The 22,495-nt window shown below is 69.7% G+C and carries 21 protein-coding genes and 1 pseudogene; 9 read left to right on the plus strand and 13 right to left on the minus strand.

The genetic code is table 11. The annotated features are described in order from the left end of the window. Positions 1-634: pseudogene (locus U4E84_RS11115) on the minus strand (kinase anchor protein); the annotation flags it as partial. A gap of 1 nt (position 635) precedes the next feature. After that, positions 636-2,711, minus strand: a complete 2,076-nt coding sequence (locus U4E84_RS11120) for a serine protein kinase PrkA (RefSeq protein WP_322532164.1) — start codon at positions 2,709-2,711, stop codon at positions 636-638. 329 nt (positions 2,712-3,040) lie between these two features. Here U4E84_RS11120 and U4E84_RS11125 point away from each other — a divergent pair, with 329 nt between their 5' ends. Then, entirely contained in the window at positions 3,041-3,793 is a 753-nt protein-coding gene (locus tag U4E84_RS11125; RefSeq protein ID WP_322532165.1) for a DUF1028 domain-containing protein, read from the plus strand. A gap of 26 nt (positions 3,794-3,819) precedes the next feature. Here U4E84_RS11125 and U4E84_RS11130 read toward each other — a convergent pair whose 3' ends face one another. Together U4E84_RS11130 and U4E84_RS11135 are read right to left on the minus strand one after the other, a co-directional pair. Continuing rightward, on the minus strand, positions 3,820-4,683 hold the full coding sequence (locus U4E84_RS11130) for an endonuclease/exonuclease/phosphatase family protein (protein WP_322532166.1): 864 nt from the start codon (positions 4,681-4,683) through the stop codon (positions 3,820-3,822). Between the two features lie 364 nt (positions 4,684-5,047). Continuing rightward, a complete protein-coding gene (locus tag U4E84_RS11135) occupies positions 5,048-5,530 on the minus strand; it encodes an RNA-binding protein (RefSeq protein WP_322532167.1) in 483 nt (160 codons plus the stop codon). A gap of 135 nt (positions 5,531-5,665) precedes the next feature. Here U4E84_RS11135 and U4E84_RS11140 point away from each other — a divergent pair, with 135 nt between their 5' ends. The 3 genes from U4E84_RS11140 (at position 5,666) to U4E84_RS11150 (ending at position 7,195) form a co-directional block, all read left to right on the plus strand. Beyond that, positions 5,666-6,268, plus strand: coding sequence for a 2Fe-2S iron-sulfur cluster-binding protein (locus U4E84_RS11140; protein WP_322532168.1), 603 nt, complete (start codon positions 5,666-5,668; stop codon positions 6,266-6,268). A 147-nt stretch (positions 6,269-6,415) separates the two neighbouring features. After that, entirely contained in the window at positions 6,416-6,742 is a 327-nt protein-coding gene (locus tag U4E84_RS11145) for a hypothetical protein (protein ID WP_322532169.1), read from the plus strand. A 117-nt stretch (positions 6,743-6,859) separates the two neighbouring features. Next, on the plus strand, positions 6,860-7,195 hold the full coding sequence (locus U4E84_RS11150) for a NifU family protein (RefSeq protein ID WP_322532170.1): 336 nt from the start codon (positions 6,860-6,862) through the stop codon (positions 7,193-7,195). A 68-nt stretch (positions 7,196-7,263) separates the two neighbouring features. On the opposite strand, the gene U4E84_RS11155 is transcribed toward U4E84_RS11150, so the two are convergent. From U4E84_RS11155 to U4E84_RS11165, 3 genes are all read right to left on the minus strand, one after another. Then, positions 7,264-11,151: a glycoside hydrolase family 97 catalytic domain-containing protein gene (locus U4E84_RS11155; protein ID WP_345785509.1), complete on the minus strand. Its 3,888-nt coding sequence runs from the start codon at positions 11,149-11,151 to the stop codon at positions 7,264-7,266. A gap of 120 nt (positions 11,152-11,271) precedes the next feature. Continuing rightward, positions 11,272-12,747 (minus strand): DUF402 domain-containing protein, encoded by a 1,476-nt coding sequence (locus U4E84_RS11160; protein ID WP_322532171.1) that lies wholly within the window; start codon positions 12,745-12,747, stop codon positions 11,272-11,274. Further along, complete coding sequence (locus tag U4E84_RS11165) at positions 12,744-13,172, minus strand: hypothetical protein (RefSeq protein WP_322532172.1); 429 nt, start codon at positions 13,170-13,172, stop codon at positions 12,744-12,746. Before U4E84_RS11165 ends, U4E84_RS11160 begins: the two co-directional genes overlap by 4 nt. Before the next feature lie 110 nt (positions 13,173-13,282). Between U4E84_RS11165 and U4E84_RS11170 the strand changes: the two genes are divergently transcribed. Beyond that, on the plus strand, positions 13,283-14,293 hold the full coding sequence (locus U4E84_RS11170; protein ID WP_322532173.1) for a PrsW family glutamic-type intramembrane protease: 1,011 nt from the start codon (positions 13,283-13,285) through the stop codon (positions 14,291-14,293). 22 nt (positions 14,294-14,315) lie between these two features. On the opposite strand, the gene U4E84_RS11175 is transcribed toward U4E84_RS11170, so the two are convergent. The 4 genes from U4E84_RS11175 to U4E84_RS11190 form a co-directional block, all read right to left on the minus strand. Then, positions 14,316-15,296, minus strand: a complete 981-nt coding sequence (locus tag U4E84_RS11175; protein ID WP_322532174.1) for an ROK family protein — start codon at positions 15,294-15,296, stop codon at positions 14,316-14,318. A gap of 119 nt (positions 15,297-15,415) precedes the next feature. Beyond that, on the minus strand, positions 15,416-15,874 hold the full coding sequence (locus U4E84_RS11180; protein WP_322532175.1) for a universal stress protein: 459 nt from the start codon (positions 15,872-15,874) through the stop codon (positions 15,416-15,418). Between the two features lie 220 nt (positions 15,875-16,094). Beyond that, the gene (locus U4E84_RS11185; RefSeq protein WP_322532176.1) at positions 16,095-16,478 is read right to left on the minus strand and encodes a DUF5611 family protein; all 384 of its coding nucleotides are present in this window, start codon (positions 16,476-16,478) and stop codon (positions 16,095-16,097) included. Between the two features lie 78 nt (positions 16,479-16,556). Beyond that, complete coding sequence (locus tag U4E84_RS11190; RefSeq protein WP_322532177.1) at positions 16,557-17,624, minus strand: hypothetical protein; 1,068 nt, start codon at positions 17,622-17,624, stop codon at positions 16,557-16,559. A 171-nt stretch (positions 17,625-17,795) separates the two neighbouring features. Here U4E84_RS11190 and U4E84_RS11195 point away from each other — a divergent pair, with 171 nt between their 5' ends. Then, positions 17,796-18,110: a 2Fe-2S iron-sulfur cluster-binding protein gene (locus U4E84_RS11195; RefSeq protein WP_322532178.1), complete on the plus strand. Its 315-nt coding sequence runs from the start codon at positions 17,796-17,798 to the stop codon at positions 18,108-18,110. Between the two features lie 183 nt (positions 18,111-18,293). Here U4E84_RS11195 and U4E84_RS11200 read toward each other — a convergent pair whose 3' ends face one another. Then, entirely contained in the window at positions 18,294-18,488 is a 195-nt protein-coding gene (locus U4E84_RS11200) for a cold-shock protein (protein ID WP_004048101.1), read from the minus strand. A 187-nt stretch (positions 18,489-18,675) separates the two neighbouring features. Here U4E84_RS11200 and U4E84_RS11205 point away from each other — a divergent pair, with 187 nt between their 5' ends. Beyond that, the gene (locus U4E84_RS11205; protein WP_322532190.1) at positions 18,676-19,218 is read left to right on the plus strand and encodes a hypothetical protein; all 543 of its coding nucleotides are present in this window, start codon (positions 18,676-18,678) and stop codon (positions 19,216-19,218) included. A gap of 185 nt (positions 19,219-19,403) precedes the next feature. Here U4E84_RS11205 and U4E84_RS11210 read toward each other — a convergent pair whose 3' ends face one another. Next, the gene (locus U4E84_RS11210) at positions 19,404-20,333 is read right to left on the minus strand and encodes a TatD family hydrolase (protein ID WP_322532179.1); all 930 of its coding nucleotides are present in this window, start codon (positions 20,331-20,333) and stop codon (positions 19,404-19,406) included. Positions 20,334-20,904: 571 nt separating this feature from the next. Here U4E84_RS11210 and U4E84_RS11215 point away from each other — a divergent pair. Both U4E84_RS11215 and U4E84_RS11220 read left to right on the plus strand, forming a co-directional pair. Then, complete coding sequence (locus U4E84_RS11215) at positions 20,905-21,096, plus strand: hypothetical protein (protein ID WP_322532180.1); 192 nt, start codon at positions 20,905-20,907, stop codon at positions 21,094-21,096. A 359-nt stretch (positions 21,097-21,455) separates the two neighbouring features. Next, positions 21,456-22,322 (plus strand): glycerophosphodiester phosphodiesterase, encoded by an 867-nt coding sequence (locus U4E84_RS11220; RefSeq protein ID WP_322532181.1) that lies wholly within the window; start codon positions 21,456-21,458, stop codon positions 22,320-22,322. The last annotated feature ends 173 nt before the right edge of the window (positions 22,323-22,495 follow it).

Genomic DNA, 22,495 nt, shown 5'->3' on the forward strand with positions numbered 1-22,495 from the left:
CCGACTCGCGGACGCCCTCGGGGAACACGGAGAGCGGCTGGGTCTGCACCGGACTGCGGTACCACGCGGCGGCGTCGCCGCCGTCGCCGTACGAGAGGCCGCCCGCGCCGCCGAGCCCGCCGCCGGCGCCGGTGACGTTCCACTCGACGGTGTAGCGGCGGCCGGCCTCCGTCTTCGAGAACTCCCGGAGCCCGTTCACGAGACACCGCTTGAACTCCGACTTCCCGGTCGCCGTGGGGCCGTCGATCCAGACGATCGTCTCGTCGTTGCCGCGGCCCGCCGCGGCGGCCCGGAGGTCGTCGACGAACGCGTTGAGCGCGGCGGTGTTGCCGAGCACGGCGTGCTCGCCGCCGTTGAACGGGTCGTCGAAGAAGCGGTACCGCTCCAGCCGCTCGCCGCGCTCGCGGACCTCGCGGGTGCCCTCCGACTCGATCGCCGCGAGGATATACCGCGCGCCGGAGGCGGCGGCGACGGGGTTCTCCAACACGCGGTCGACGTACTCCTCGAGGCCCATCGGCGGGTCGTACGCGCCCCGCAGGCTCTCGTCGGCCGCCCGGACGAACCCCTCGCCGTCGGGTCGGTCGCAATCGCCGTCAGCCCGGTTGCGGTCGTCGGACCGGTCGCGCTCGCTCATCTCAATCCCCGCCGTTCTCGATCTCCGAGCGAGCGACGGCGGCGCCCGCGTACTCCAGCACCTCCGCCGCGCCGTCCTCGGAGTAGCCGCGGTCGACCAGGGCGTCGACCCACGCGCTGCGCTCCTCGTCGTCGAGGTCGGTCGCGGAGACCAGCGCGGAGAAGTTGATGTTGTGCTTCTTGTCCTCCCACAGCTTGCGCTCGAGGGCGCGTCGGAGGCGGTCGTTCTCCTGCGGGTCGAAGCCGCGCCCCTCGCGGGCGCGCCGGGAGACCCAGTTCGACACCTCCTGCCGGAAGTCGTCCTTCCGGTCCGAGGGGACGTCGAGCTGCTCTTCGACCGCGCGCATGAACGTCTCGTCCGGCTCGGTCTCTCTCCCCGTCAGCTCGTCGTCGACGGTGGCGTCGTCGATGTACGCCATCACGTGGTCCATGTACTTCTCGCCCTGTCGACGGAGCTCGTCGACGTCGTACGCCAGCGCGTGCCGGACGTCCTCGATGGCGCGCTCGCGGTACTCCTCGCGCACGGTCTCCAGCAGGCGCTCGTAGCGGTCGAGGTCGTCGGCCGCGATGGAGCCGTGCCCGCCGAGGTTCGCCTCGAAGTGGTCGAAGACGGACAGCGGCGAGAGGTAGCCGCGGTCGCGGTGGGTGGCGTCCATGATCGCCTCGGCGATCTCGTCGCCGATGAACCGGGCGGAGACGCCGTCCATCCCCTCGCTCACGTCGGCCCGCTCGGCGGCGTCCTCCCGGAGCTTCCGGCGGTCGATCTCCTCGTCTTCGAGCTCGCCGTTGTACACCTTCGCCTTGTCGAGGAGGCTCACCGTCTCGTCGGTGGGCTCCTCCAACCGGGTGAGCACGCCGAAGAGGCCGGCCATCTCCAGCGCGTGCGGCTCGACGTGGACGTTCGGCACGTCGGCGTTGGCGAGCATCTTCCCGTAGATCTTCGCCTCGCTCTCGTACTCCAGCACGTAGGGGTAGTCGATCCGCTTGGTGCGGTCGTTGAACGCCTCCATCTTCTCGTCGCCGGTCTTCTCGCGGTACTCCGGCATGTTCGTCCGGCCGACGATCACCTGGTCGATGTCGATCCGGGGGTTGTTCTTCGGCTTGATCGTCGACTCCTGGGAGGCGTGCAGGAAGTCGTAGAGGAACTCCCGCTGGAGCTTGAGCAGCTCCTCGCCGGAGAACAGCCCGCGGTTGGCGTTACAGAACGCCCCGGCGTAGTCGAACGCGCGCGGGTCGGACTCGCCGTAGACGGCGAGCTTCGCGTAGTTGACGTCGCCGGTGAGCTCCGTCTCGTCCTGGTTCTTCTTGTCCTTCGGCTCGAACGTCTCGATGCACTCCCGGCGGTTCTCGTCGGCGACGAGCCGGACGACCTCGACGTGTTCGTCGAGCACGCGCTCCAAGTCGTCGTCGTAGCGCGCGAGCAGCTCGTTCAGGTAGAACTCCGAGGCCGGGTCCGGGTGCTGGTCGTTCCGGAGGGTGTAGGGGGCGTCGAGCCGCTCGTTGATCTCGTCAATCACCGCCTCGCGCTGCGGGCGCGGGAGGAGCACGAGCGGGTCCTGGTTCATTGGCGAGCGGACCTCGTCGTCGCCCGGGTCCTGGTCGTCGATCACTGAACAGAGGTTCACCCAGCGGAAGGTGTACATCCGGCCGGCCTCCTCGCGCGTGTACGCCTCGAAGTACCGGCGGGTGAGCCAGTCGAAGTGCGACTTCCCGGAGCCGACCGGGCCCAGGAGGAGCTTGATCCGCTTTTCGGGGCCGAGTCGGCGGGCACCCGACTTCACCTTGTTGACGAACTCGTGGATCGCCTCGTGGACCTCGCGGCCGTAGAACACGTTCTCGCCGTCGTGGAGGGGGTCGTCCGCGGCGAGCGCGTACTCCACCACGCCGCGCTCCTCGTCGTACCGCGTGCCGTAGTGGTCGAACATGTCGGCGACGCGCTGGTGGGCGTTCCGCGCGATGCGCGGCTCCTCGTACAGCGCGTCGAGGTACCAGTCGAACGAGCGGGGCTCCCGGAGGTCGTCCGGGACGTTCGTCCGGTACTCCTCGCTGAGCCGTTGGAGCGTGTGTCGGTCTGCCATTGTATCACGTGGCTCGGACGGGCGAGGGCCCGACGATCTGACTGCGCGGCCGCACGGCTCTCCGTGCCGGAACGACGGCTCATCGAGCCGCAACGCCGCTGTCGTCGAGGGGGACCCACCGCGGGCCACTGTTTCGCCCGTAACCGAGGCTATTAGTATGGGAGGGATTCTCACTCATAAGTGTGTCGGCGATTCGCACGAGCCTCGAGGGCGCGGACCGCCTCTCGCACCCCGGTTTTCCCCGCGTCGAACCGCCGACGAGACCGCCCGAAACCGGAAACTTCGACCCCGGAGCGGGGGCTTTTGCCGGTCCGTCGCAGACGACGGATGTGACGTTCAGCATCTGCGTTCGCGAGCGGTACACCGACGACGGCGGCGACGACCAGGTCCGCTACGGCGTGGCGGTGACCACCCGGCTGCCGGGGGTCGGCACGTTGTGTCCGTTCGCGTCGGCGGACGGCGCGGTGGCGACCCAGTCGCTCGTCAACGTCGAGCTCGGGCGGAAGGGGATCGAGTACCTCGGCGACGGGCTCGCGGTCGAGGACGCCCTGGAGGCGCTGTTGAACGCCGACGAGGGGCGCGAGCAGCGCCAGCTCCACGGCGTCGACGCCGACGGGACGTTCGCGTTCTCCGGCGAGGAGTGTCACGACTGGTACGGTCACGTCGTCGGCGAGAACTACACCGTCGCCGGCAACCTCCTGACGGGTGAGGACGTGGTCGAGGACACCGCGGCCGCCTACGCGTCCGACGCGCACGGCGACGCCCCGCTCGCGGAGCGGCTGATCGACGCGCTCGCGGCGGGCCAGGCCGCCGGCGGCGACAGGCGGGAGGACCTGGAGGTCCAGTCCGCGGCCCTGCTGGTCCGGAACACGGAGACGGACGAGGACGACCCCTACTACGACGACCTCCGCGTCGACGCCACCGAGACGCCGGTGGCCGACCTCCGCGAGACGTACGAGGCGGCGAAGCGCGGCTACGAGGCGGCCCTCGAGAAGTACGGGGACGAGACGGACGGGGAGGAGCGCGACGGGGCCGACGAGAGCGACGAGGCCCACGAGGGCGACGGGACCGACGAGGAGTGAGCCGCGAGGGAGGGAGCCGCCCCCCGCTACAGCCCCAGCCGCGTCAGGATCGGCAGGTGGTCGGACGGGTACCGGCCGCGGTCGTCGCGGTCGGTCAGCGTCGCGAACGCCTCGACGTCGAGCTCGGGCGTGACGAGCGCGTGGTCGATCCGGCGGCCGTGGATCAGCCGCGAGAAGTCGGTGAGGCTGGTCTGCGGGCCGTGTCTGAGCTCGGCGGTCGCGGCCGCGTCGCGGAGCGCGATCCCGGCGTCGTCCGCGCTTCCGGCACCCTCGAAAGCCGCCTCCGGACCGTCGCCGAGGAGGATCCGGTGCGGGTCCGATCCCGGCGTGCAGTTGAGATCGCCGACCAACACGAGCGGGACCGACCGGCCGGCGTCGCCGCCGGTCGAGTTCGCTCTCACGAGCGCCGGGAGCCGCTCGCGGAGGAGCCGCGCGGACTCGCGTCGCGCGCGGGCGCTCACGTGGTCGAAGTGCGTGTTGACGACGAGCAGCTCCGCGGGGGCGCCGGGGTCGCGGTCGGCCGCTCGGACCCGCGCCCACGTCGCGATTCGCGGGTAGTCCGCGTCCCAGCCGATCGACGGCTCGTTCGGCGTCTCGGAGAGCCAGAACGTGTCGCTCGCGACGACCGCCCAGCGGTCGGAGCGGACCGCGATCGGGCACCCCTCGCCCTCGCCGTCGGCCTTACGCCCCCGCCCGACGAACTCGTAGCTGGAGAGTCGCTCGCGGAGGTCCGCGCGCTGGTCGGGGAGCGGTTCCTGAAAGGCGGCGACGTCCGGGCGGTGGAAGCGGACGAGCCGCCCGATCGCGTCGCGTCGCTCGTGCCAGGCGTCGTGGTGGTCGCCGCGGTTGGCGTAGCGGACGTTGTAGCTTAACACCCGGATCGCGGTCATTACGTCTCGCGTCACGGCCGAGGCGATTAAAAGGCGCGGAGCGATCGCCGATACACGCTCGTCGCTGGCGAGCGATCGGTGGCGGCAACCGACACGTCTGCGACCGCTCGGCCGTACGCAGCTGTTTATGAATCACTGATCGACACCGAGACCGGGAAGCCCCAGCCGCGAGGACTCGAGGGGCTCGCTGCGGTCCTCTTCGTTCGCTCCTGTGGTCCTTGCGTCGCCCGTCTTCGCCCTCGCGGCAGCGAGGCGCTTCGCGCCTCTGGCAGCCGGCGCATAGCGCTGGCGACGCCACCGCTTCGTTATTTAAAAGAGGTCGTCGTCTCGCTCGTGTGATTCATCAGCCGAATCGATCCGGTCCTCACGCCGAGAACTCGTACAGCTCGTCGCCGACGTGGTGGATCGACTCCACGACCTTCCCGCTGTCACCCACCATCTCGTCGCCGTCGGCCAGCGCGCGACCGACCGCGAGCACCTTCCCGTGGGTCTCCTCCGCGATAACGACGAGGTCGCCCTCGCGGACCTCCGGGTCGGCCTCGACGATGCCGGGGCGCATCACGTCGGCGCCGTCGGAGACGAACGAGATCGCGCCCGCATCGACCGTGACGACCCCCGTCTCCGGCTCGTAGTCGTTCGCGCCCCGGACGGTGAGGAACGGCTCGTCGTCGTCGACGTAGAACACCGCGGGCTCGCCGTCGACCAGGACGAGCTCGTAGTTCGCGTCCACGAACTCGACGAACTCGAACGCGTCGCCGTCGATGTCGACGCCGAGGTGGTCGGCGACCGCCTCGCGGATGGCCGCGATGTCGTCGCTCCGGAGGTGGTGCCGCGATTTCACTTGCATGGCCGTCCTGTCGGCCGCTCGGCCGATAAAAGGTGCGTTCCGTGGCGTGGTGGGCCCTCCGGTCCTCCGCGTCGGGACTCTCGTCCGGTTGGACCGATCAAAACGGCCTTATGCCACCTCTCCATATCGGTTCGTATGCTCAACCCGCTCATTGCGAACATCGCGAACATGCCCGCGATCGTTCTCGGGGCGATCGCGACGCTGCTCGTCGTCTTCGTCGGCAGTCTGAAGGGGACGGGCTGGGAGCCCACGACCGACATCTCGGACGAGGTGCTCGAACACCGCGCGGCCGCGGTCCCCGAGACCGACTTCCCGGAGCCCGGAAACCGCGCCATCGGCGGCGGTGGCGGAGGCGGCGCCATCCCCGCCGGCGGCGACGGCGAGGAGGGCGAACTGGAGGACGGGAGCGAGGCCAGCGCCGGCCCCGGCGACATCCCCGAAGACGAGGTCGAGTACTTCGAGGTCGAGTTCGTCAAGCAGGGCGAGACGGTCGAGCTCTCGAACGACCAGCCGATCTTAGATCAAGGCGAAGACCAGGGCTGGGACCTCCCGTACGCCTGCCGACAGGGCCAGTGCGTCTCCTGTGCCGGCCGGATCACCGACGGTCCCTCGGAGGACTTCGTCGAGCACGACAACCAGCAGATGTTAGAGGAGGCCGAGATCGACGACGGCTACACCCTGACCTGCGTCGCGTACCCGCGCGACTCCTTCAGCATCGAAACCGGCGAGGCGCCGTAACCGTCCGCCGCGGACCGTCTCACCGCTCCTCGGCCCGTGCTCGCGGTTCTCGTCTCTCGCGCGCTCTTCTCACCCTGCCACCGCTCTCGTCGTCCCGCCCTGCTGTCGGCTCGACACCCTTTTTCCGGCCTCGCCCCAACCGCCCGTATGTCCGTCACCACGGCCGTCGTCGCCGGCGGCGGGGCGGCCGTCGTCGCGCTCGTCGCCGCGGCCGTCTACCGCGACGCCGCGCGCGTCGGCGTCGACCTCGGCTCCCCGCCGCTCTGGGCCGCCCTCGTGGTCGTCTCGGGCGGCGCGAGCCTGCTCACCGCAGTTCTCGTCCCCGACGCGCCGCTGCCCGGCGTCCTCGTGTTGACCGTCCTGGGGCCGCTGTTGTACCTGCTCGAACGCGACGACACCATGCACGGCGACGACCCCGCGGACCCGACTCGCCTCCCGAGCGAGTCGGACGCCGCCGACGACCGCGACGAGTGACCGGATCCGGGTTCTCCGCCGGAGTCTCCCCGGATCGACGGTGACACAGTTCGTTTCGCCTCAGCAGCGACCGCGAAAACCGCAAGCTTCCATAGGCTCGGCCGCCAATACGAGGTAATGAGCGACGAGAGCGACGACAGCCTCGCAGACCGGGTCGAGCGGTGGATGGTCGGGCAGATGCCGATCATCCAGATGCACGGCGGCACGAGCGTCGTGCGCGAGGCCGACCCCGACACCGGCGAGGTCGTCGTCGAGCTCGGCGGCACCTGCTCCGGCTGCGGCATCTCGAACATCACGGCCGACAACATCCGACGCGACCTTATCATGGACTTCGACGAGGTGGAGAACGTGACGGTCCGGACCGCCTCCTCGGGCGACCAGGGCGCCTCCACCGTCGAGGGCGGCCGCGGCGGCGAGCTGAAACACGAGACCGAGCCCGCGAACCACTTTTAAACGCTACGCGGAGACGCGCCGCGCGGCGTCGCCTGCGCCCACGCCACCTGCGCCACCCGCGCCCGCCTCTACAGCGACACGAACGGCAGCGTCGCGGGCGCGTCCGCGTCGTAGTCGAGCGCGTCCGCCTGCGAGGTCCCCTCCGGCGTGAGCAGGTCGATCACCTGTGGCGCGTTGTCGACCGCCCCCTCCCGGGCGCCGCCGAACACGAAGGCGCCGGCCTCGACCTGAACCGGTCGGAGCGAACCGCGGTCCTCCGACCCGACGACCGGGACCGCTTCCCAGTCCGCGAGGTCCGCGTCGCCGACCGCCGATTTCGGGATCGAGATCACCGCCGTGTTCGCGTCGAAGTCGACGAACGTCTCCGGCGTTGCAAGGTCCGTGCCGTCGGCGTCGACGACGCCGCCGCCGAATCCGCTGACGGCGACGCGGTACTGCCACGGCTCCGCGAAGGTCGCGGTCAGGCCGAGGTCGTCGAGGGCGGTCGTCCGCCCGCCGTCGTCGGACGGGTCACGCAGGTACACGAGGAAGTAGTGCGGCGAGAACTCGCCGCCGAACGTGTCGTAGAGGGTCTCGACCTCGAAGGTGAACCGGTATTCCTCCTCGGTCTCCAGGACGCGGAACGAACGCAGATCGAAGGCGCCCTCACGGAACGCGCCGTCGGTCGGGTAGACGTACTCGCCGGGGCCGTCGTCGTCCCCCTGCGGGTCGGTGAACTCCGCGACCACGTCTCCGGGGGCGACCGTGACGCTCCCCGCGGCGAGTTCGTCGCCGCTCGCGGGGTCGCGCACGGCGACCTCGAACGTGCCGATGGTCGAGATCCGGTAGCCGAGTTCGATCGTCTCGTCGCTCGCGTTCGGCGGGAGCCGGACGTTCGCGACCGCCTCGACGTCGTCGTCGACGAGGATCTCGACGTTGGTCCCGCCGACGAACTCCGTGTCGTTCGAACCGGTCGCCGTGATGAACGCCTCCTCGAGACCGGCGTCGTCGGCGATCTCGATCGAGAGGTCCTGCTCCGGACGCTCGTACCCGGGCAGTCGGTCGCTCTCGGAGCCCCGCGCCGGGCGCAGCTTCACCGCCGTCCCGCCGCTCGGCGTCAGCGACGCCAACAGGGTCGTACTCGGCGTGACGACCGCCTCGTCGATGCGGACGCCGGTCGGATCGGCGTCGACGCCCCCGCCGAGCGCGTCCGCGTATATCTCGGCAACGTACTTCGGGCCGTTTCGACCGTTTCCGTTTCCGTTTCCGTTTTCGTTCCCGCCCCCCTTCTCGCCCGAGTTGCCGGGCGCGAGGAAGTCGAGCGGCACGTCGACGGCCCGCCCGTCGCCGTCGGTCATGACGCCGAGGTACCACTCGTCGCCGTGCCGGCGCGCGATCGTGAGGTGCGCGCCGATCGCCGACCCGACGACGCGGGTCTCGTCCCAGCCGGCCGCCGGCACCGACTCGATGAAGCCGAACTCCGGTTCGGCGTCGAAGTTCTCGTTCTCGGGCGTGTACCCCTCGTACGCCGCCGGGACCGGCGACGGCTCGCCGGACTCGGCGACGGCGACCGCGTTGAGGTTGAACCCGCCGACGTCGCCCGTGAACCCGTCGTCGCCTTCCGCGTAGTCGATCTCGATTGCGACCTCGTTGTCGCCCGCGTCGAGCTCGACCTCGGTCGTGAACACGTCCCAGTCGTCCCAGTAGTCGGTGAACGCGGGCTCGATCGCCCGGCGGTCGTCGTTGACTCGCAGCGTCGCGCGCGGTCCCCCGGCGTCGACCACGCGCCCCGCGTTCTCCTCCGGAGCGCTCGCGTACCGGAGGTGGAGGTCGTACGTTCCGGCCGCGGGAACGTCGCGAACCGCGAACGAGACCGACGACCCGCTCGGCGCGCGGTTGGGGTCGACCGCGACGAAGTTGGTCCCGAACGCGTTCCGCCACGAGTCGTCGGTGACGAGCCCGTCGAGCTCGCCAGCGGCCGCGTGGAGCGTCTCGCCCACCTCGAACGTCTCGTCGACGTACGCCTCGATCCGGTCGGCGGCCATCTGGAGCCCGCTGAGGTACGTCGGGTACATCGCGAGCTGCTTCGCGCGGGTCGTCTGGACCTGGTCGCCGCGGTCGTCGTTGAACGTGATGTCGAAGATGCCCGGCTGGTAGCTCACCGGTCCCGCGAGGTTCCGCGTGAACGGGAGCGTGACGTGGTGGTCGCGCCCGACGTTCGAGCCGAGCTGGCCGAAGCCGTCGTACTCCTGGGCCTTGACGACCTCGCGGTTCGCCACGTTCGGGTAGGTTCGGATCTCGCCGGTCGGCTTGATCCCCTCGTGGATCTCCAGCAGCTGGCGGTTGGCGGCGGCCTCGCGGATCACCAGCCGGTGGTGGTTCACTGCGAGCTGGTTGTGCTGGTTGTGGGTCGGCTCGGCGCCGTCGCCGTCGATCCCGAGCCCGGGGTCGGAGACGTAGCCGTTCTTGATCGAGCCGATCCCCTGGCTCTCGTACCCCGCGAACACGTCCGCATCGAGGATCGCGGACTCGTACTGCGGAATGTTCCCCGCGGTCTCGTTGTGGATCGTCATCTCGACCGGGTCGGAGAGGTCGGCCCCGTAGTCGGTCACCTCCTGCACGTCGAAGTCGGGGTACGAGTCGTCGACGCCGAAGCCGAAGCCGGTGCCGTCGCCGGGGTAGGTGTCCCACCCCTCGTTCCACCCTTCGACGAGCACGCTGTCGATCCCGTTCTCGCTCGCGAACCGCATGTACCGCTTCATTCGCTCGGTTCTGGCGCCGTGGATGTACGCGGCCGGGTTGCCGTCGTCGGCCCTGACCTCGTCGTCCGACCGGTACTCCCAGTTCGCCTGCCCCGCGATCATCGTCCACCAGATGCCGACGTACTTCCGGGGTTCGATCCAGTCGGCGTCGGGCCCGCCGCCGGCGGTCGGCAGCGCCGACTCGTCGATCGGGTCGGCCAGCAGGGGGACAAGCTGCGACTCGATCAGCCCGCCCGGACGCTCCGCGAGCTGGATCGTCCGCCACGGCGTCGCCGCGGGGAGCGCGAGCGACGCCTTCGTCCCGTCGGGGAGCGGCGTGAGCGCCGTGGCGAACGCGGTGCCGCCGTCGTCGTCGAGGGGCGCGAGCGTCGCCGCGGCGTAGTCGTCGAGGTTCGCCTCGTGGACGCTCAGGTACGCGTCGCCCGCGTCGACCGTCAGCGGGGTGTGCGCGCCGGTCCGGATCGGCGTGTCCGTCGGTCGCGTCTCCCGGGTCCCGCCGGGGATCTCCGAGAGTGGCGTCTCCGCGTACTCCTGCTCGTACCGCGGGTTCGTCACCTCGTTCGCGATCCACCACGCGTCGTAGTCCTCCGCGAACGCGACCTCGGTGTTCTCCGACTCGATCACCGCCCGCTCCGCGTTGCTCGCGAACCCCTCGCCGAGGACGACCCGGACCCCGACCCCGTCGTCGAAGACCCGAACGTGGAGGGTCGCGGCCCGGCCCCCCACCCCGTCGCTGCCGGGTCCGTCGCCCCCGTCCGCCTCCCCGTCGGTGAGCCCGACGCGCAGGTCGTTGTAGTCGGCCGACACCTCGTCGAACGCACCCCACACCGGCTCCCACCGCTCGGTGGCCGCCTCGCGCTCGGTGCCCGTGACGGTCAAGGGAACGCCCTCGCCGCCGGATTCGGCCGCTGACGCCCCGAACGCGGGCTGGTTCCGGAAGTCGAACCCGACCGTCGACGGCTCGACGTACGTCGTCCCGTCGCGGGCGACCTCGTAGGTCGGAATCCCGTCGTCGACGTCGACCGTGACCGCGATCGAGCCGTCCGGCGATTCGACGGTCTGTACCGGATCGTCGTCGGCGTTTTCCACCGTCTTCGCGGCCGCCCCCGACACGTCTCGCGAGTACGCGGCCGCGGCCACGAGCGCTCCCACGCCGCCGAGGAACCCCCGTCGGCTCGTCTCCTCGAATTTGTGCTGAGATTTTATCTCGTCCATTCTGGATCGGTCGTGTATGCGATGATTGATAATGTTATTGTAACGAACGAGAGGTGTTTCTCGCATCCGCAACCGAGTTAAAATTACCCGCCACCGGCCCCTCGGCGTCGTCGCCGCGCGTCAGAGCGCGTTCTCCAGCGCCGACGCCACGCCCCGCGCCTTCTCCGCCAGGGGCTCCGGCACGTCGCCGGCGGCCTCCGCGTCCCGCAGCTCGTCGTCGTCGAGGCGCTCGACCGTCCCGTCTGGACGCTTCACCACGTCGACGTGGAGGTCCACGTAGCGGGCGGCGTCCGGGAACACCTCGACCGGGGTGCAGACGTTGACGTAGGTGCCCCGCACCGTTCCGTCGCGTCCGCGGTACGTCGTCGGGTACCACCACCGACCCTCCTTCAGGCTCGTCTCCGCGACGTCGCCGGCCTCGCGGGGCACGTTCAGCCCGTCGTAGGTGCCGCCGCCGGTCATCTCCCGTTCGACCGTCACCGAGCCGTCGGCGTCGACCGCAGTCACCGTCGCTTCGCCGAGCGTGATCAGCCGGCCGTCGGGCTTCCCGTGTTCGAGCCGGATAGCGTCGCCCTCGCTCGGACCGAACGCGTCCGTCACGACGCCGAACGGGAACGGAGCGTCCGGGTCGGGCTCGCAGAGCGCCTCCGCGAGGTCGACGCCGGACGAGGCGTCCGCCGACCCCGCTTTCACCCGATGGTGGCCCGGCATCGTCGCCGCCGCCTCGCGGCGTCGGTCGTCGAGCGCGAACCGGCTCTCGCGGCCGAACCACACCCACGCGCCCGCGTCCGGCGACGCCAGCGGCTCGTCGCGGAGCCGCCCCGCGTCGTCGAGGACGCCGACGCCGCCGGCCGCGTCGACGGCGTCCTCGAGCCCCTCGGCCGCCGCGACGGCGCGCTCCAGCCCCGCCTCCAGCTCCTCCGTGTCGGCGTCGACCGCGGGCGGCTTCCAGGCCGCCCGCCACTCGTCGGGAGGCTCTAACCCGAGCAGGTCGAGCATCCCCGCCAGCTCCCGGGCGGCCGCGTCGTCGCGCACGTCGACCCGGGTGCCGGAGCCCGGTTCGAGCGCGACGAGTTCACCGCCGGCGCGTACCGATCCGTCGAGCTCCGGGCGGTGGGCCGTCCACGGCGCCGCGGACTCGCGGACCTGCACCCGAACCGGGTCCCCGGTCTCGACGCGGTCGTCGACCGCCTCGTACGGGAGGTACCCCTCGGCGGTGGTGACGCCGCCGCTCTCCGCGCCGCCGTCTCCTCCACCGACGCGGAGCGCCACCACCGCTCCGTCGCCGAGCGTCTCGGTCACCTCGCCGTCGAGGACGGTCCCGGGCGGTGTCGGGTCGGTCCACGCCAGCGCGTCGACTCCCACGTCTCGGAGCCGCTCGCGCACTGACGCCACCGCGTCGGGGTCGCCGTGGACGCCGACGCCCTGCCGGTCGCCCGTCGTCTCGACCCGAACGTCCGGAGGGGCGTTCCCGAACTCCTCGTCGAAGCGCCGGCGGATCGGCGGTGACGCGTCGACGACCTCGTGGCCCGCGTCGAGCAGGAGTTCCGTGAGCGCCGTCGCGTAGATCCCGCGGACGCGGACGGGAGCGCTCACAGCTCCTCCGGGTCGCGCGCGAACCGGACCCGGTCGTGGATCGTCTCGCCGAGCGAGAGTTCGACGAGGACGGGCGTTTCGGTGGCGGCCTCGCTCTCGTCGACGTCGCCGCCTTCGGCCGCCGCCGTCCGCAACACCCGCCCGCCCTCGATCGGGACGCCCCACCCGTCGAGCGAGAGGTACCCGCGGAGGTCGCTTCCGTGGGTGAAGACGTCGACGTCCGCGGTCGGGTGTTCCTGCGTCTCGGCGGTGCTGTGGGCGAGTTCCATGTCCGAGTGGTACGGGCCGTCGGCCGCGAAGAACTCCCGCAGGCGGTCGGCGTCCTCGGCGACCAGTTCGGCGACGCGGTCGGAGGCGTCTGCGATCGCGTTCGCGTCGAGCCCCGCCTCCCGGAGCGCCCGCTGGGTCCGTCGGTCGAAGTGCATACCGCCCCTTGGGGCGCCGCGGTTTCAACTCCGTCGCCTCGGCGCGGGGAGCGGGAGGGACGCGTCCCGCCCGGCCACGGCTTAAGTTGCCTCGGGCCGAATCGGGGCGCATGCCATCTCGATCGGATCCGGTCGAGTCGCGCGCCGAGGGCGACCGCGACCTCTACGACATCGCCACGTGGGAGGAGCGCACCTCCCTCGACGGGCTCTCCGTCGCGCTGTACTGGCTTATCACCCGATCGGCGAAGGGGCTGGTCGTGTTCGTCGCCTTCCTCGGGCTCCTCACGATCCTCGGCTCGTTCGGCCTCGGGCTCGTCTTCGACCCCGCCGTCGCCATGCTCGTCGGGCTCTCCGCGATTCCGGCGTTCGGGCTCGCCGCGTACGTGTACGTCTCCGACGTCACGACGGGGGAGCCGCTCTCGCTGCTCGTGGCGACGTTCCTGCTGTCGATCCTGACGGCGACGTTCGCCGCCGTGCTCAACAGCTACGCGCAGCCGCTCTTCTCCCCGCTCGGATTCCCCGGACTCGTCCTCTTCTTCTTCGTCATCGTCGGCCCCATCGAGGAGACGGTGAAGCTGCTCGCCGTCCGGCTGTACGCGTACACCGACGACCGGTTCGACGCCGTCGTCGACGGCGCGGTGTACGGCGCGATCGCCGGGCTCGGCTTCGCCGTCATCGAGAACCTGGTGTACATCGCTCAGAACGTCGAGATGTCGGAGCTGACGCTCGGGGTAGCCGTCCTCGGCGCGGGAGACGGGATCACGGCGCTGCGCGCGCTCGCCGGGCCGGGCCACGTCGTCTACTCGGCGTTCGCGGGGTACTACCTCGGGCTCGCCAAGTTCAACCCCGAGCACCGCGGTCCGATCGTCGTGAAGGGGCTCGTCATCGCGGCCGCGATCCACGCGCTGTACAACACGCTCGTCGGTCCGGTCACGACCGCCATTCCCGCGTTCACGGGGCTGCCCCAGCTCTCCGTGCTGTTCCTCTTCGTCCTCGCGTTCCAGGGCGCGTTCGGCTACGTCCTCCTGCGGAAGATCTGGCGCTACCGGGACGCGTACCTGGAGACGCGGGACGCGGTCGACCCGGAGGTCGACCCGGAGCTCACGGAGTTCGAGGACTGACGGCGGTCGCCGCTACAGTCGCTCACCCCGGCGACGTCTCCAGCCGCGAGCGGTCGCCCGTGCCGCCGGTGAGCGCGCTCGCCAGCGCCCCCTTCACGACGACCTCGTCGCCGAGGTCGGTGAGCCGGACCTCCGGGACGTTGATGAACACCATGTCGGCGAGCTTCTCGCGGATGGGGTCGAGCACCCGCTCCGGGTTGTTGAGCGCGACCGCGCCGCCGACGCTCACGACGAGCGGGGCGTACGCGTGGATCACGTTGGCGACGCCCATGGCGTTCCAGTGGGCGACCTGGTCGATCACGTGGTCGGCGAAGATGTCGTCGCCGGCCGCCTCGAACACGTCGACCGCGGAGAAGTCGGGGTCCTCGACGGGAAGCGAGGTCTCGACGGGGTCCTCCGCGTGGAGTTCGCGGGCGTACAACGGGATGTTGTTGCCGGAGCAGTACCCCTCCCAGTGCCCGTCGAGCCCGCAGCCGCAGGTCATGAAGCCGTGGGGGTCGACGGTCATGTGGCCGACCTCGCCGGCGTTGCCGTCCCACCCCGAGAGCACGTTGCCGTCGACGGCGACCCCCGCGCCGATCCCCGAGGAGATGGTGAGGTACACCATGTCGTCGGGGTTGCGCTCGGCGTGGAACCGCTCGCCGATCACGCCGGCGACGGTGTCGTTGTGGAGGTGGATCCGCTCGGTGTCGAGCAGCTGTGAGAGCGGTCCGACGAGCGGGATCCGCTCGACGGTGTCGGGGAGGTTCGCGGGACCCTGGACGACCCCGGCTGCGAGGTCGAGGGGGCCGATCGAGCCGATCCCGGCCGCGACGACCTCGGTCGGGTCGACCTCGGCGTCGGCGCACGCCCCGCGAACGACGCCGAGCACGGCCTCGGTCACGGCGATCCCGTTCGGACCGCGGGGGGTCCCCCGATCGTCCGATCCGAGGATCGTCGCCGCGTCGTCGCCGACGACCGCTCGGACGTTCGTCGCCCCGAGGTCGACGCCCACGTAGTACATCGGGTAGAACCGCGGACCGGTGTCACTTAAACTGGACGCTTCCGGGGACCGTTACGTCGGGCCTCCTCCGACGGGGATCCCTCCGACGGGGACTCATCCGACGCGGGGTCGTCGCCCTCTCAGGCGGCGACTTCGCGCACGAACGTCACCGGGCACGGCGCCGAGAGGATGACGTCCTGGGCGACGCTGCCGAAGACGGCCTTGCCGGTCGGCGACCGGCGCCGCCCCCCGACGACCACGCGGTCGGCCTCGACCGCCTCCGCCGCCGCGACGACCTCGTCGGCGTGCTTGCCGACCGCGCCGCGGACCGAGTAGGCGACGCCGGCCTCGTCGAGCGCCTTCGCGAGCGCCCGCGTCGTGGTGTGTCGCCCGGCGACCGCGTCGGGAGTCGACCCCTCGCTCGTCTCGTCGACGCCCAGCTGCGACCGCACTCCGTCGAACTCCTCGTCGGTGAACACGTGGGTCAACACGACCTCCGCGCCCGTGGGTCCGGCGACCGCTATCGCCTCCCGGGCCAGCTGCTCGACTCGCTTCTCGTCTTCGGTACCGACCGCCAGTAGCACTGTCTCGATGCTCATACCTCCCCTTCGCCGGCCGCACGGTTAAAGCTGTCGAAGAATTAACTCAGTTTTGAATTAACTTTTTCCCGATCGATCCTGAGGTTCTCGCGCTCTCCGGCGTCCGCCGCGTCGCTCGCCGGGTCGGTTTCGCCGCCGGGGAGCGTCGCACGGTCGCTCGGCTCCCAGGACGGCGTTTGCGAGAACGAACCGGACGAACGGACGGGGACTCGGCGGCGGCTCAGTAGTCGGGCGCGTCGTCTTCGACCTCGCGCTTCAGCGAGTCGCGGCGGGACTTCGCGTCGCGCCCGGTCGCCTCCAGTAAGAACTCGTTTTTCGCGTCGACCGCGTCGGCGGCGGCATCGGCGTTCCCCTCGGCGATGACGTCCTCGGCGGGACGCTCCTCGAAGTGGACCGCGAGCTTGTCCTTCTTCCCGCTGTACTCGGCGGCGCCCGCGACGATCCGCTCGAACACGGGGTTGTCGGGGTCCTCGACGACGTACAGCTCGTGGCCCTCCCACTCCTCGGTCCCGGAGATCTCGCCGAAGTACTCCTCGATGGAGCCCTTCAGGTCGGGCATGCGGTCGTCCAGATGCTCGCCGCGGCGCATCTTGTACTCCTTCATGCCGCGACCGTTCGACAGGGGGGCGTAAACCAGTTTCGTCACGGGGTCTTCAGGCCGCTGAGGACGCCTCGAGATCGATCAGATCGGGCGCTCGGTGACGTAGCCCCGCTTGCACTCGGGGCAGATGTCGCCCGCGCGCATGGAGCTGCCGTCCGCGTCCCGGGTCATCTCGCACTCGGGGCAGTGGTACTCCACCGCCGTCTCCGAGGTCGACGTCGAGAGATCGGGGCTCTCGGGGCGGGTGATCCCCGTTCCCGAGCCGGCCGTCCCCGCCTCGTCGTCTCTCGAATCGATCGTTCCGCCGACCTCGTCGGCGTCCCGCTCCGGTGCCTCGACGTACTCGGCGTCTTCGCCCTCCGCGACGGGCTCTGCGGTTTCGGGGGTGAGGCCGCCGCCGAACTCGACGGCGCCCGCGTCGCCGTCGCCGACCTCGGCGCTGAACCCCTCGTCCTCGCCGCGGGGGTCTGGCCACGGCGCCGTCTCCGTCGCCGACTCCTCGTCCGCCTCGTCGACCGCCGGCCACGCGCCGCGCTCTCGGTCGCCGTCGGACTCTCCCTCCTCGTCGAGGATCACGCCGTCGTCCGTCTCGGCGTCCCGCTCGGCGGCCGACGGATCGGCGGTCTCCATCTCGGGGTACTCGGTGTACTCCGCGTCGCCGTTGTCGCTCACCGCGCCGTCGTCGTCGCCCGCTCCGGTACCGCGGTCGTCCGCCGTTTCGTCTCCGAGACTCGCCGTCTCCTCGCCCGTCGCGGCCGTCGGCCCGTCGTCGATTATCACTGCGTCGTCGACGACGTCGTCGTCGTCGATCCCTACCTGGTCGCGTTCCGCGTCGTCGACGCCGGCGTCCGCGCGAGCCGCGTCCGGATCGGGGCCGACCGCGCTGGCCCCGGCGGGATCGTCGCCGGCCTCCGTCGATCCCTCACCTCCGGCCGGATCCGGAGGCGCCCGGGCGCCCGCGGCGGCCTCGTCGGCCAATTGCTCCATCGTCGTGACCTCGGTGTTCTCGCTCACGACCTGCGTCTCGCCGCAGCGATCGCAGGTCTTCACCTCGGTGACTGTCGTGACGACCTCGTTCCCGTCCTCCTCGCGCTCGCGCCGCAGTTCGGGCTCGCCGAAGTCGTGCCCGAGCAGACACCTGAGTCCCATTATGCCCTTCCTGCGGTGCCGAGGGTAAAAAACGCCCCGTCCGGCGTCTGACGCCCGGCGCACGGCGCTCGGACCCCGGCGACACCGCGCCGGCACCGATCTCGGCGCACCGTCGGCCGACCGCGCCGACCCAGACTCTTTGTGGATCGGTCACCTACCACCCGATCGTCCATGCCAACCGTATCGTATCAGGGCGAGGAGATCGAGTGCGAGAAGGGCGCGCTGTTACGCGACGTGCTCGAGGAGGCCGGCCTCTCCGTGTACAACGGCAAGATGAAGCGGTTCAACTGCCGGGGCGCGGGGTCGTGTGGCTCCTGTGCCGTCCAGGTCGACGGCGAGGTGAGCGAGCCGGGCAAGAAGGAGACGGCCCGCCTCTGGCTCCCGCCGCACCACCCGAGTCACGACGTCCGCCTCGCGTGCCAGACCCGCGTCGAGGGCGACGTCGAGGTGCGGAAGGGCGGCGGTCTCTTCGGTCAGCACGTCTGAGCGCCGGGCTCTCGCTCGGGCGGCGCGGTCGCTCGTCGTCGCCCGGACCGATCGGCGGCGGCGACGCTCGGTGTCGTGATAAGAACCCGCGGCGGACGTGAGTCCGGGCGGGCAAAAGTTTCGTTATCGCGTGTCAGAGCCGTGTTCGGCGTCAGCCGGACCGACCCACCTTATCGGATCGGCTTACTGCCGAACGACGTTGGACGCGCGGGGGCCCTTGGGCGAGGACTCGATGTCGAACTCGAGCTCCTGGCCCTCTTCGAGGTCCGGCCCTTCGACGTCTTCCATGTGGAAGAACACGTCGTCGTCAGCGTCGTCAGTCTCAATAAATCCGTAGCCGCCAGTGTCGTTGAAGAAATCAACCTTTCCGGTCGCCATTGCATCTAGACGAACGCCCCGTTCCGGGATAAGGATTGCGAGTGTACAGTTACCATGACTGTAGGCGAACGATCTTCCCCGCTATGGGCGATTATCGAGACGAACGATGACCGTACGCGCGGATTCGCTACAGTCGACCGACCGATCCGACGATTCAATGGACCGGATCGTCGCCCGACGGGCGTTTATGTTCATCCGGCGCTATCGACCCATCGTGTTCCGATCGCTTCGCGAGAACGGGCCGGCGCTGCTCGTCCCCGCGGCGTGGGCCGTCGCCACCGCGACGGTGCTCGGCGTCGTCTCGACGCGCGCGTTGTTCGTCGCCCACGTCGTGATGAGCGCTCTGCTCGTCGCGTTCGTCGTCGCCTCGTGGCGCGACATGGCGAGCGGCGTGCTCCGTGCGTGGAAGCTCGTGATCCTCGCGGGCACGCCCGTGACGCTCGCGGGCGTCGCCGGGTTCCTCCTCAGCGGCATGGGCGCCGGAACGCCCGCGGACGCACTGCTGGCCCTCTCGCTTTTCGGCTGGGCGCTCCTCCCCGCGGCCGGGTTCATGTACACTGCACGTCGTGTCGAAGCAGGTGCGCGGATCTACGACGCCGGCGTCGTCTGCTGCGTCGCCGGCGCTGTAGCGGTCGCGGCCGCGCCGTCGGCGACGTGGACCGCGGTCGGGCTCACGGTCGTGGGCGTCGGACAGACTGCCGGCATCCTCGACGCCACGCTGCGGTACTGACAGGGCATGGCCCTGAACCACGGCGCCACCGCTTCGTTTCCGGCCGCGGACGCTCGACGACTTCCGTGTACGTCACCCTCCGAACTGACAGGCCGAGACGACGATATCGACTCAACGAACGCGCGGCACGATACAGAGGAGAGCGCAACGAGCCCGGGACGTCGGATTCTGGTCCCGAAGGTCGCCTACGCCAGATCTAGTATCTCCCGCGGGTTCTCGTACACGACCCGACGGACGTCCTCGCGATCGACGCCGAGACGAAGCAGGTCGAGGATCGTCCGCTTCATTACCAACGGATCGTTGTCCATCGCGCCGATGAGGTCCGTGTCGACGACGATCCGGTCGCTCCCGTGCGCGTCGATCGCTGCGGCGACGTCACGGGCGTCGATACCGCGCAGCCACGGCGCACTCACGCTGTAGGCGAGATAACAGCCAGTATCCTCTAACACGAGGTCCCGGACGCTCCGACCGGCGTGGTCGATCACGAGCTGCTCGTCGGACAGCCCCACTTCGTCGGCGAGTGCCAGGTCCATCTCGACGGCCTCCATTTTTGCGTCTTCCGGGGATAACAGCGGGTCCGTAAAATTGCGGTTCCCCTCCTCGTAGCTCTGAACGTGTCGTGGGTCAAGGTCGCCCTTGCTCGATCCCGGCGTGTGGACGAGTACCGGGAGGCCCGTGCCGCGCGCGACGCGAAACTGCTCACGGACGACCGCCTTCTGTCCCTCTAGCGGCCAGGACACGGTGTGCTGGTTCGACTCGATCCCCGTCTCTCCGATGGCGACCACCCGATCGTCGTCGCAGTACTCGGGGAGTACGGAGACGAGTTCGTCGGCGTTCTCGACTCGAGACCAGGTGTGGATCCCGATGGCAACGTACTGGTCGTAGAAGTGGCGGTGATCGAAGGCTGCCACCCGTCGGAGTGCGTCGTCCCACAGAAACCGGACATCGTCGGAGCTCACCGGCCGGTACGGCGCCCAGTAGTACCCCGCTGCTATCGCGACCGCGGCTTGCCCACCGCTGAGATCGAATTTCTCGCGGTCGTTCCACGTCAGCGACTGCGTGTGCTGGTGAATGTCGATCCAGGGAATGTCGACCGGGTCCGGCGCTGCTCCCATTTCCGGTGGCTCGCCGATCGGCCGCTTTGTCGGTCCGCTCATCCCCATCGCCACTCGGTGCGCTCGGATCGGTCGGAATTCTCTCCTTCGCCTCGATGGTGTGCCGATGCCGCGCTCGGTACGTTACCGCCACGACCGATTGCGTGTACCGGCGACCGTCGAATCCCCTTCTGCACTCCGTTCCCGGTTCGAACGAATGCCAATGACATGTATTATCATAACACACCTGGCGATTGTGTATAAATTCGCCGCAAGCAGCGATCAATACCCGCTCGAACGACGAATCGAGTACGAACGCGCGAGGGGGCCCTCGTCGGCGCCGCGCTCGGTGCGGCGTGGTCGACAGGCCGAGCATCGGCGCTGTCACCGGGCTGGTCGCCGCCGGCGACTTCCTCTTTCCGGCCGTGCTTGGCTGGCCGTTCGTGCACCGCGGCATCTCACACTCGCTCCGCACGCTCATTGTCGCCGCCACGGTCTCGGCCGCTTTTGATTTGTCGTCACCGATCCCAAGAACGCCCGACTGCGGGTGCGACCCCCTGTCGTTGCGTATCTGTTACACCTCCTCATCGATATGACCACGCCCGAAAGAATTCTTCCACTCTCGCCGTTCTCGGACCGGATCGCATATCTCGCGCTTCCGACGCCCGGCCACTCGCGGGTGGCGACCGCGCTTCTGTGGATCGTCGAGCTGGCCGTCCTCGTCCGAACCGGTGTCGTCGACCGCCTGATTGCGCGACGGTCGGCGTCGGCTGAAGGGAAATGAGGGCGTTGACGTGTCCGTCTCCGGTCGGACGGCTCCACGACTCTCCGACCCTTGGCGATTAGAGTTATTACGCTCAAGCGGGTACTTCGGCACATGTCACCCGAAAACGCGTCCGGCCGCGCTCTGCGGGGGTCTCGCGGTGTGTCCCTGCGACCGTTCGTCGGTGAGGCCGCGTCGTCACGCAGGTCGCCGATCGTCGGGTGACGTTCGTGGCCGCCGACCTCTCACTCGGGCGTCGCGCGCTCCTCGCCGGGACAGCCAGCGTCGGCGCGGCGGGGGTGTTTCGGCTCGTACGCGACGACGAGCGACCGTCGCGGACCGACTCAGCTGACTTGCACACGCCGTTCGACAGATCAACCATGACCGAACTCACAGTCATCGCCCACCGCGGATTCGCCGGTGAAAACCCCGAGAACACGGTCGGTGCCGTCGCGTCGGCCGCGGGTGTCACGGAAGACGGACGCGACGTCGACCCCCGACCGTCGACTGGCACCGACCCGTCGCCGAGACTCGCCGATCTCGTCGAGATAGATGTCGTTCCGACCGCGGACGGCGACGTGGTCGCCTTCCACGACGACCAGCTCGCCGGACGCGCGGGGGGCCTGCTCGGGCTGACAGACACCGAGGGGATCATCTGGGAGACGGACACCGAGACGGTGACGAACGCGGAGGTTCTCAACAGCGGTGAGACGGTTCCGCTGTTGAAGGAGGTTCTCGAGGTGCTCCCGTCCGATGTGGGACTGAACGTCGAATTGAAAAACCCCGGAAGCACTGCTATTCGCCCCGCAGAGGCGCTCTCAGCCGACGAACTCGACGAGCAAATGGCCCTCTGGCAGCCGTTCGTCGAACGGGTGCTCTCGGTGATAGCCGAGCACGACACGGAAGTGCTCGTCTCCTCCTTCTGTGAGGCCCCGATCGCGACGTGCCACGAGCTCTCTTCGCACCCGATCGCGCCGATCTTCGGCGAATCGGTGGAAGACGGCCTCGAGATCGCTCGGAGATACGACGCCGACGCGGTCCACCCGCCGATCGAGGCGGTTCGCGGTACACCGTTCACGAGCGATCCGCTGCCGTCGGATGCCGACGTCGTCGAGGCGGCTCATAAAGACGGTCGTGACGTGAACGTCTGGACCGTCACGACGTGGTATGAGGCCGCGTGGCTCGCTTCTGCGGGCGCCGACGGGGTTATCGCCGATTACTCCGGGTTGACGCGCCGGTGGCCGTAGCGCTCGAGCCGGCACGGGCGGCTCTTCCCGGCTCGAGGATCCGATCGCGGCTCTCCGTAACGCTACGTCGGTCTCTGTAGTTGCCCGTACCGAACGGACCAGCATTGCCGTATCCGTATCGATACCGACCGCACAATACCTTTACGTATGGCTCATAGCAGTCGCTTTTATTG

Origin of the sequence: Halorubrum sp. AD140 (genome assembly GCF_034497445.1) — an archaeon.
Lineage (GTDB): Archaea > Halobacteriota > Halobacteria > Halobacteriales > Haloferacaceae > Halorubrum.

Coding starts and splice junctions, on each gene's coding strand:
- U4E84_RS11120 (WP_322532164.1), bottom strand. CDS start 2,711: ATGGCAGACCGACACACGCTCCAACGGCTCAGCGAGGAGTACCGGACG.
- U4E84_RS11130 (WP_322532166.1), bottom strand. CDS start 4,683: ATGACCGCGATCCGGGTGTTAAGCTACAACGTCCGCTACGCCAACCGC.
- U4E84_RS11135 (WP_322532167.1), bottom strand. CDS start 5,530: ATGCAAGTGAAATCGCGGCACCACCTCCGGAGCGACGACATCGCGGCC.
- U4E84_RS11140 (WP_322532168.1), top strand. CDS start 5,666: ATGCTCAACCCGCTCATTGCGAACATCGCGAACATGCCCGCGATCGTT.
- U4E84_RS11145 (WP_322532169.1), top strand. CDS start 6,416: ATGTCCGTCACCACGGCCGTCGTCGCCGGCGGCGGGGCGGCCGTCGTC.
- U4E84_RS11150 (WP_322532170.1), top strand. CDS start 6,860: ATGAGCGACGAGAGCGACGACAGCCTCGCAGACCGGGTCGAGCGGTGG.
- U4E84_RS11155 (WP_345785509.1), bottom strand. CDS start 11,151: ATGGACGAGATAAAATCTCAGCACAAATTCGAGGAGACGAGCCGACGG.
- U4E84_RS11165 (WP_322532172.1), bottom strand. CDS start 13,172: ATGCACTTCGACCGACGGACCCAGCGGGCGCTCCGGGAGGCGGGGCTC.
- U4E84_RS11170 (WP_322532173.1), top strand. CDS start 13,283: ATGCCATCTCGATCGGATCCGGTCGAGTCGCGCGCCGAGGGCGACCGC.
- U4E84_RS11175 (WP_322532174.1), bottom strand. CDS start 15,296: ATGTACTACGTGGGCGTCGACCTCGGGGCGACGAACGTCCGAGCGGTC.
- U4E84_RS11180 (WP_322532175.1), bottom strand. CDS start 15,874: ATGAGCATCGAGACAGTGCTACTGGCGGTCGGTACCGAAGACGAGAAG.
- U4E84_RS11185 (WP_322532176.1), bottom strand. CDS start 16,478: ATGAAGGAGTACAAGATGCGCCGCGGCGAGCATCTGGACGACCGCATG.
- U4E84_RS11190 (WP_322532177.1), bottom strand. CDS start 17,624: ATGGGACTCAGGTGTCTGCTCGGGCACGACTTCGGCGAGCCCGAACTG.
- U4E84_RS11195 (WP_322532178.1), top strand. CDS start 17,796: ATGCCAACCGTATCGTATCAGGGCGAGGAGATCGAGTGCGAGAAGGGC.
- U4E84_RS11200 (WP_004048101.1), bottom strand. CDS start 18,488: ATGGCGACCGGAAAGGTTGATTTCTTCAACGACACTGGCGGCTACGGA.
- U4E84_RS11205 (WP_322532190.1), top strand. CDS start 18,676: ATGTTCATCCGGCGCTATCGACCCATCGTGTTCCGATCGCTTCGCGAG.
- U4E84_RS11210 (WP_322532179.1), bottom strand. CDS start 20,333: ATGGGAGCAGCGCCGGACCCGGTCGACATTCCCTGGATCGACATTCAC.
- U4E84_RS11215 (WP_322532180.1), top strand. CDS start 20,905: ATGACCACGCCCGAAAGAATTCTTCCACTCTCGCCGTTCTCGGACCGG.
- U4E84_RS11220 (WP_322532181.1), top strand. CDS start 21,456: ATGACCGAACTCACAGTCATCGCCCACCGCGGATTCGCCGGTGAAAAC.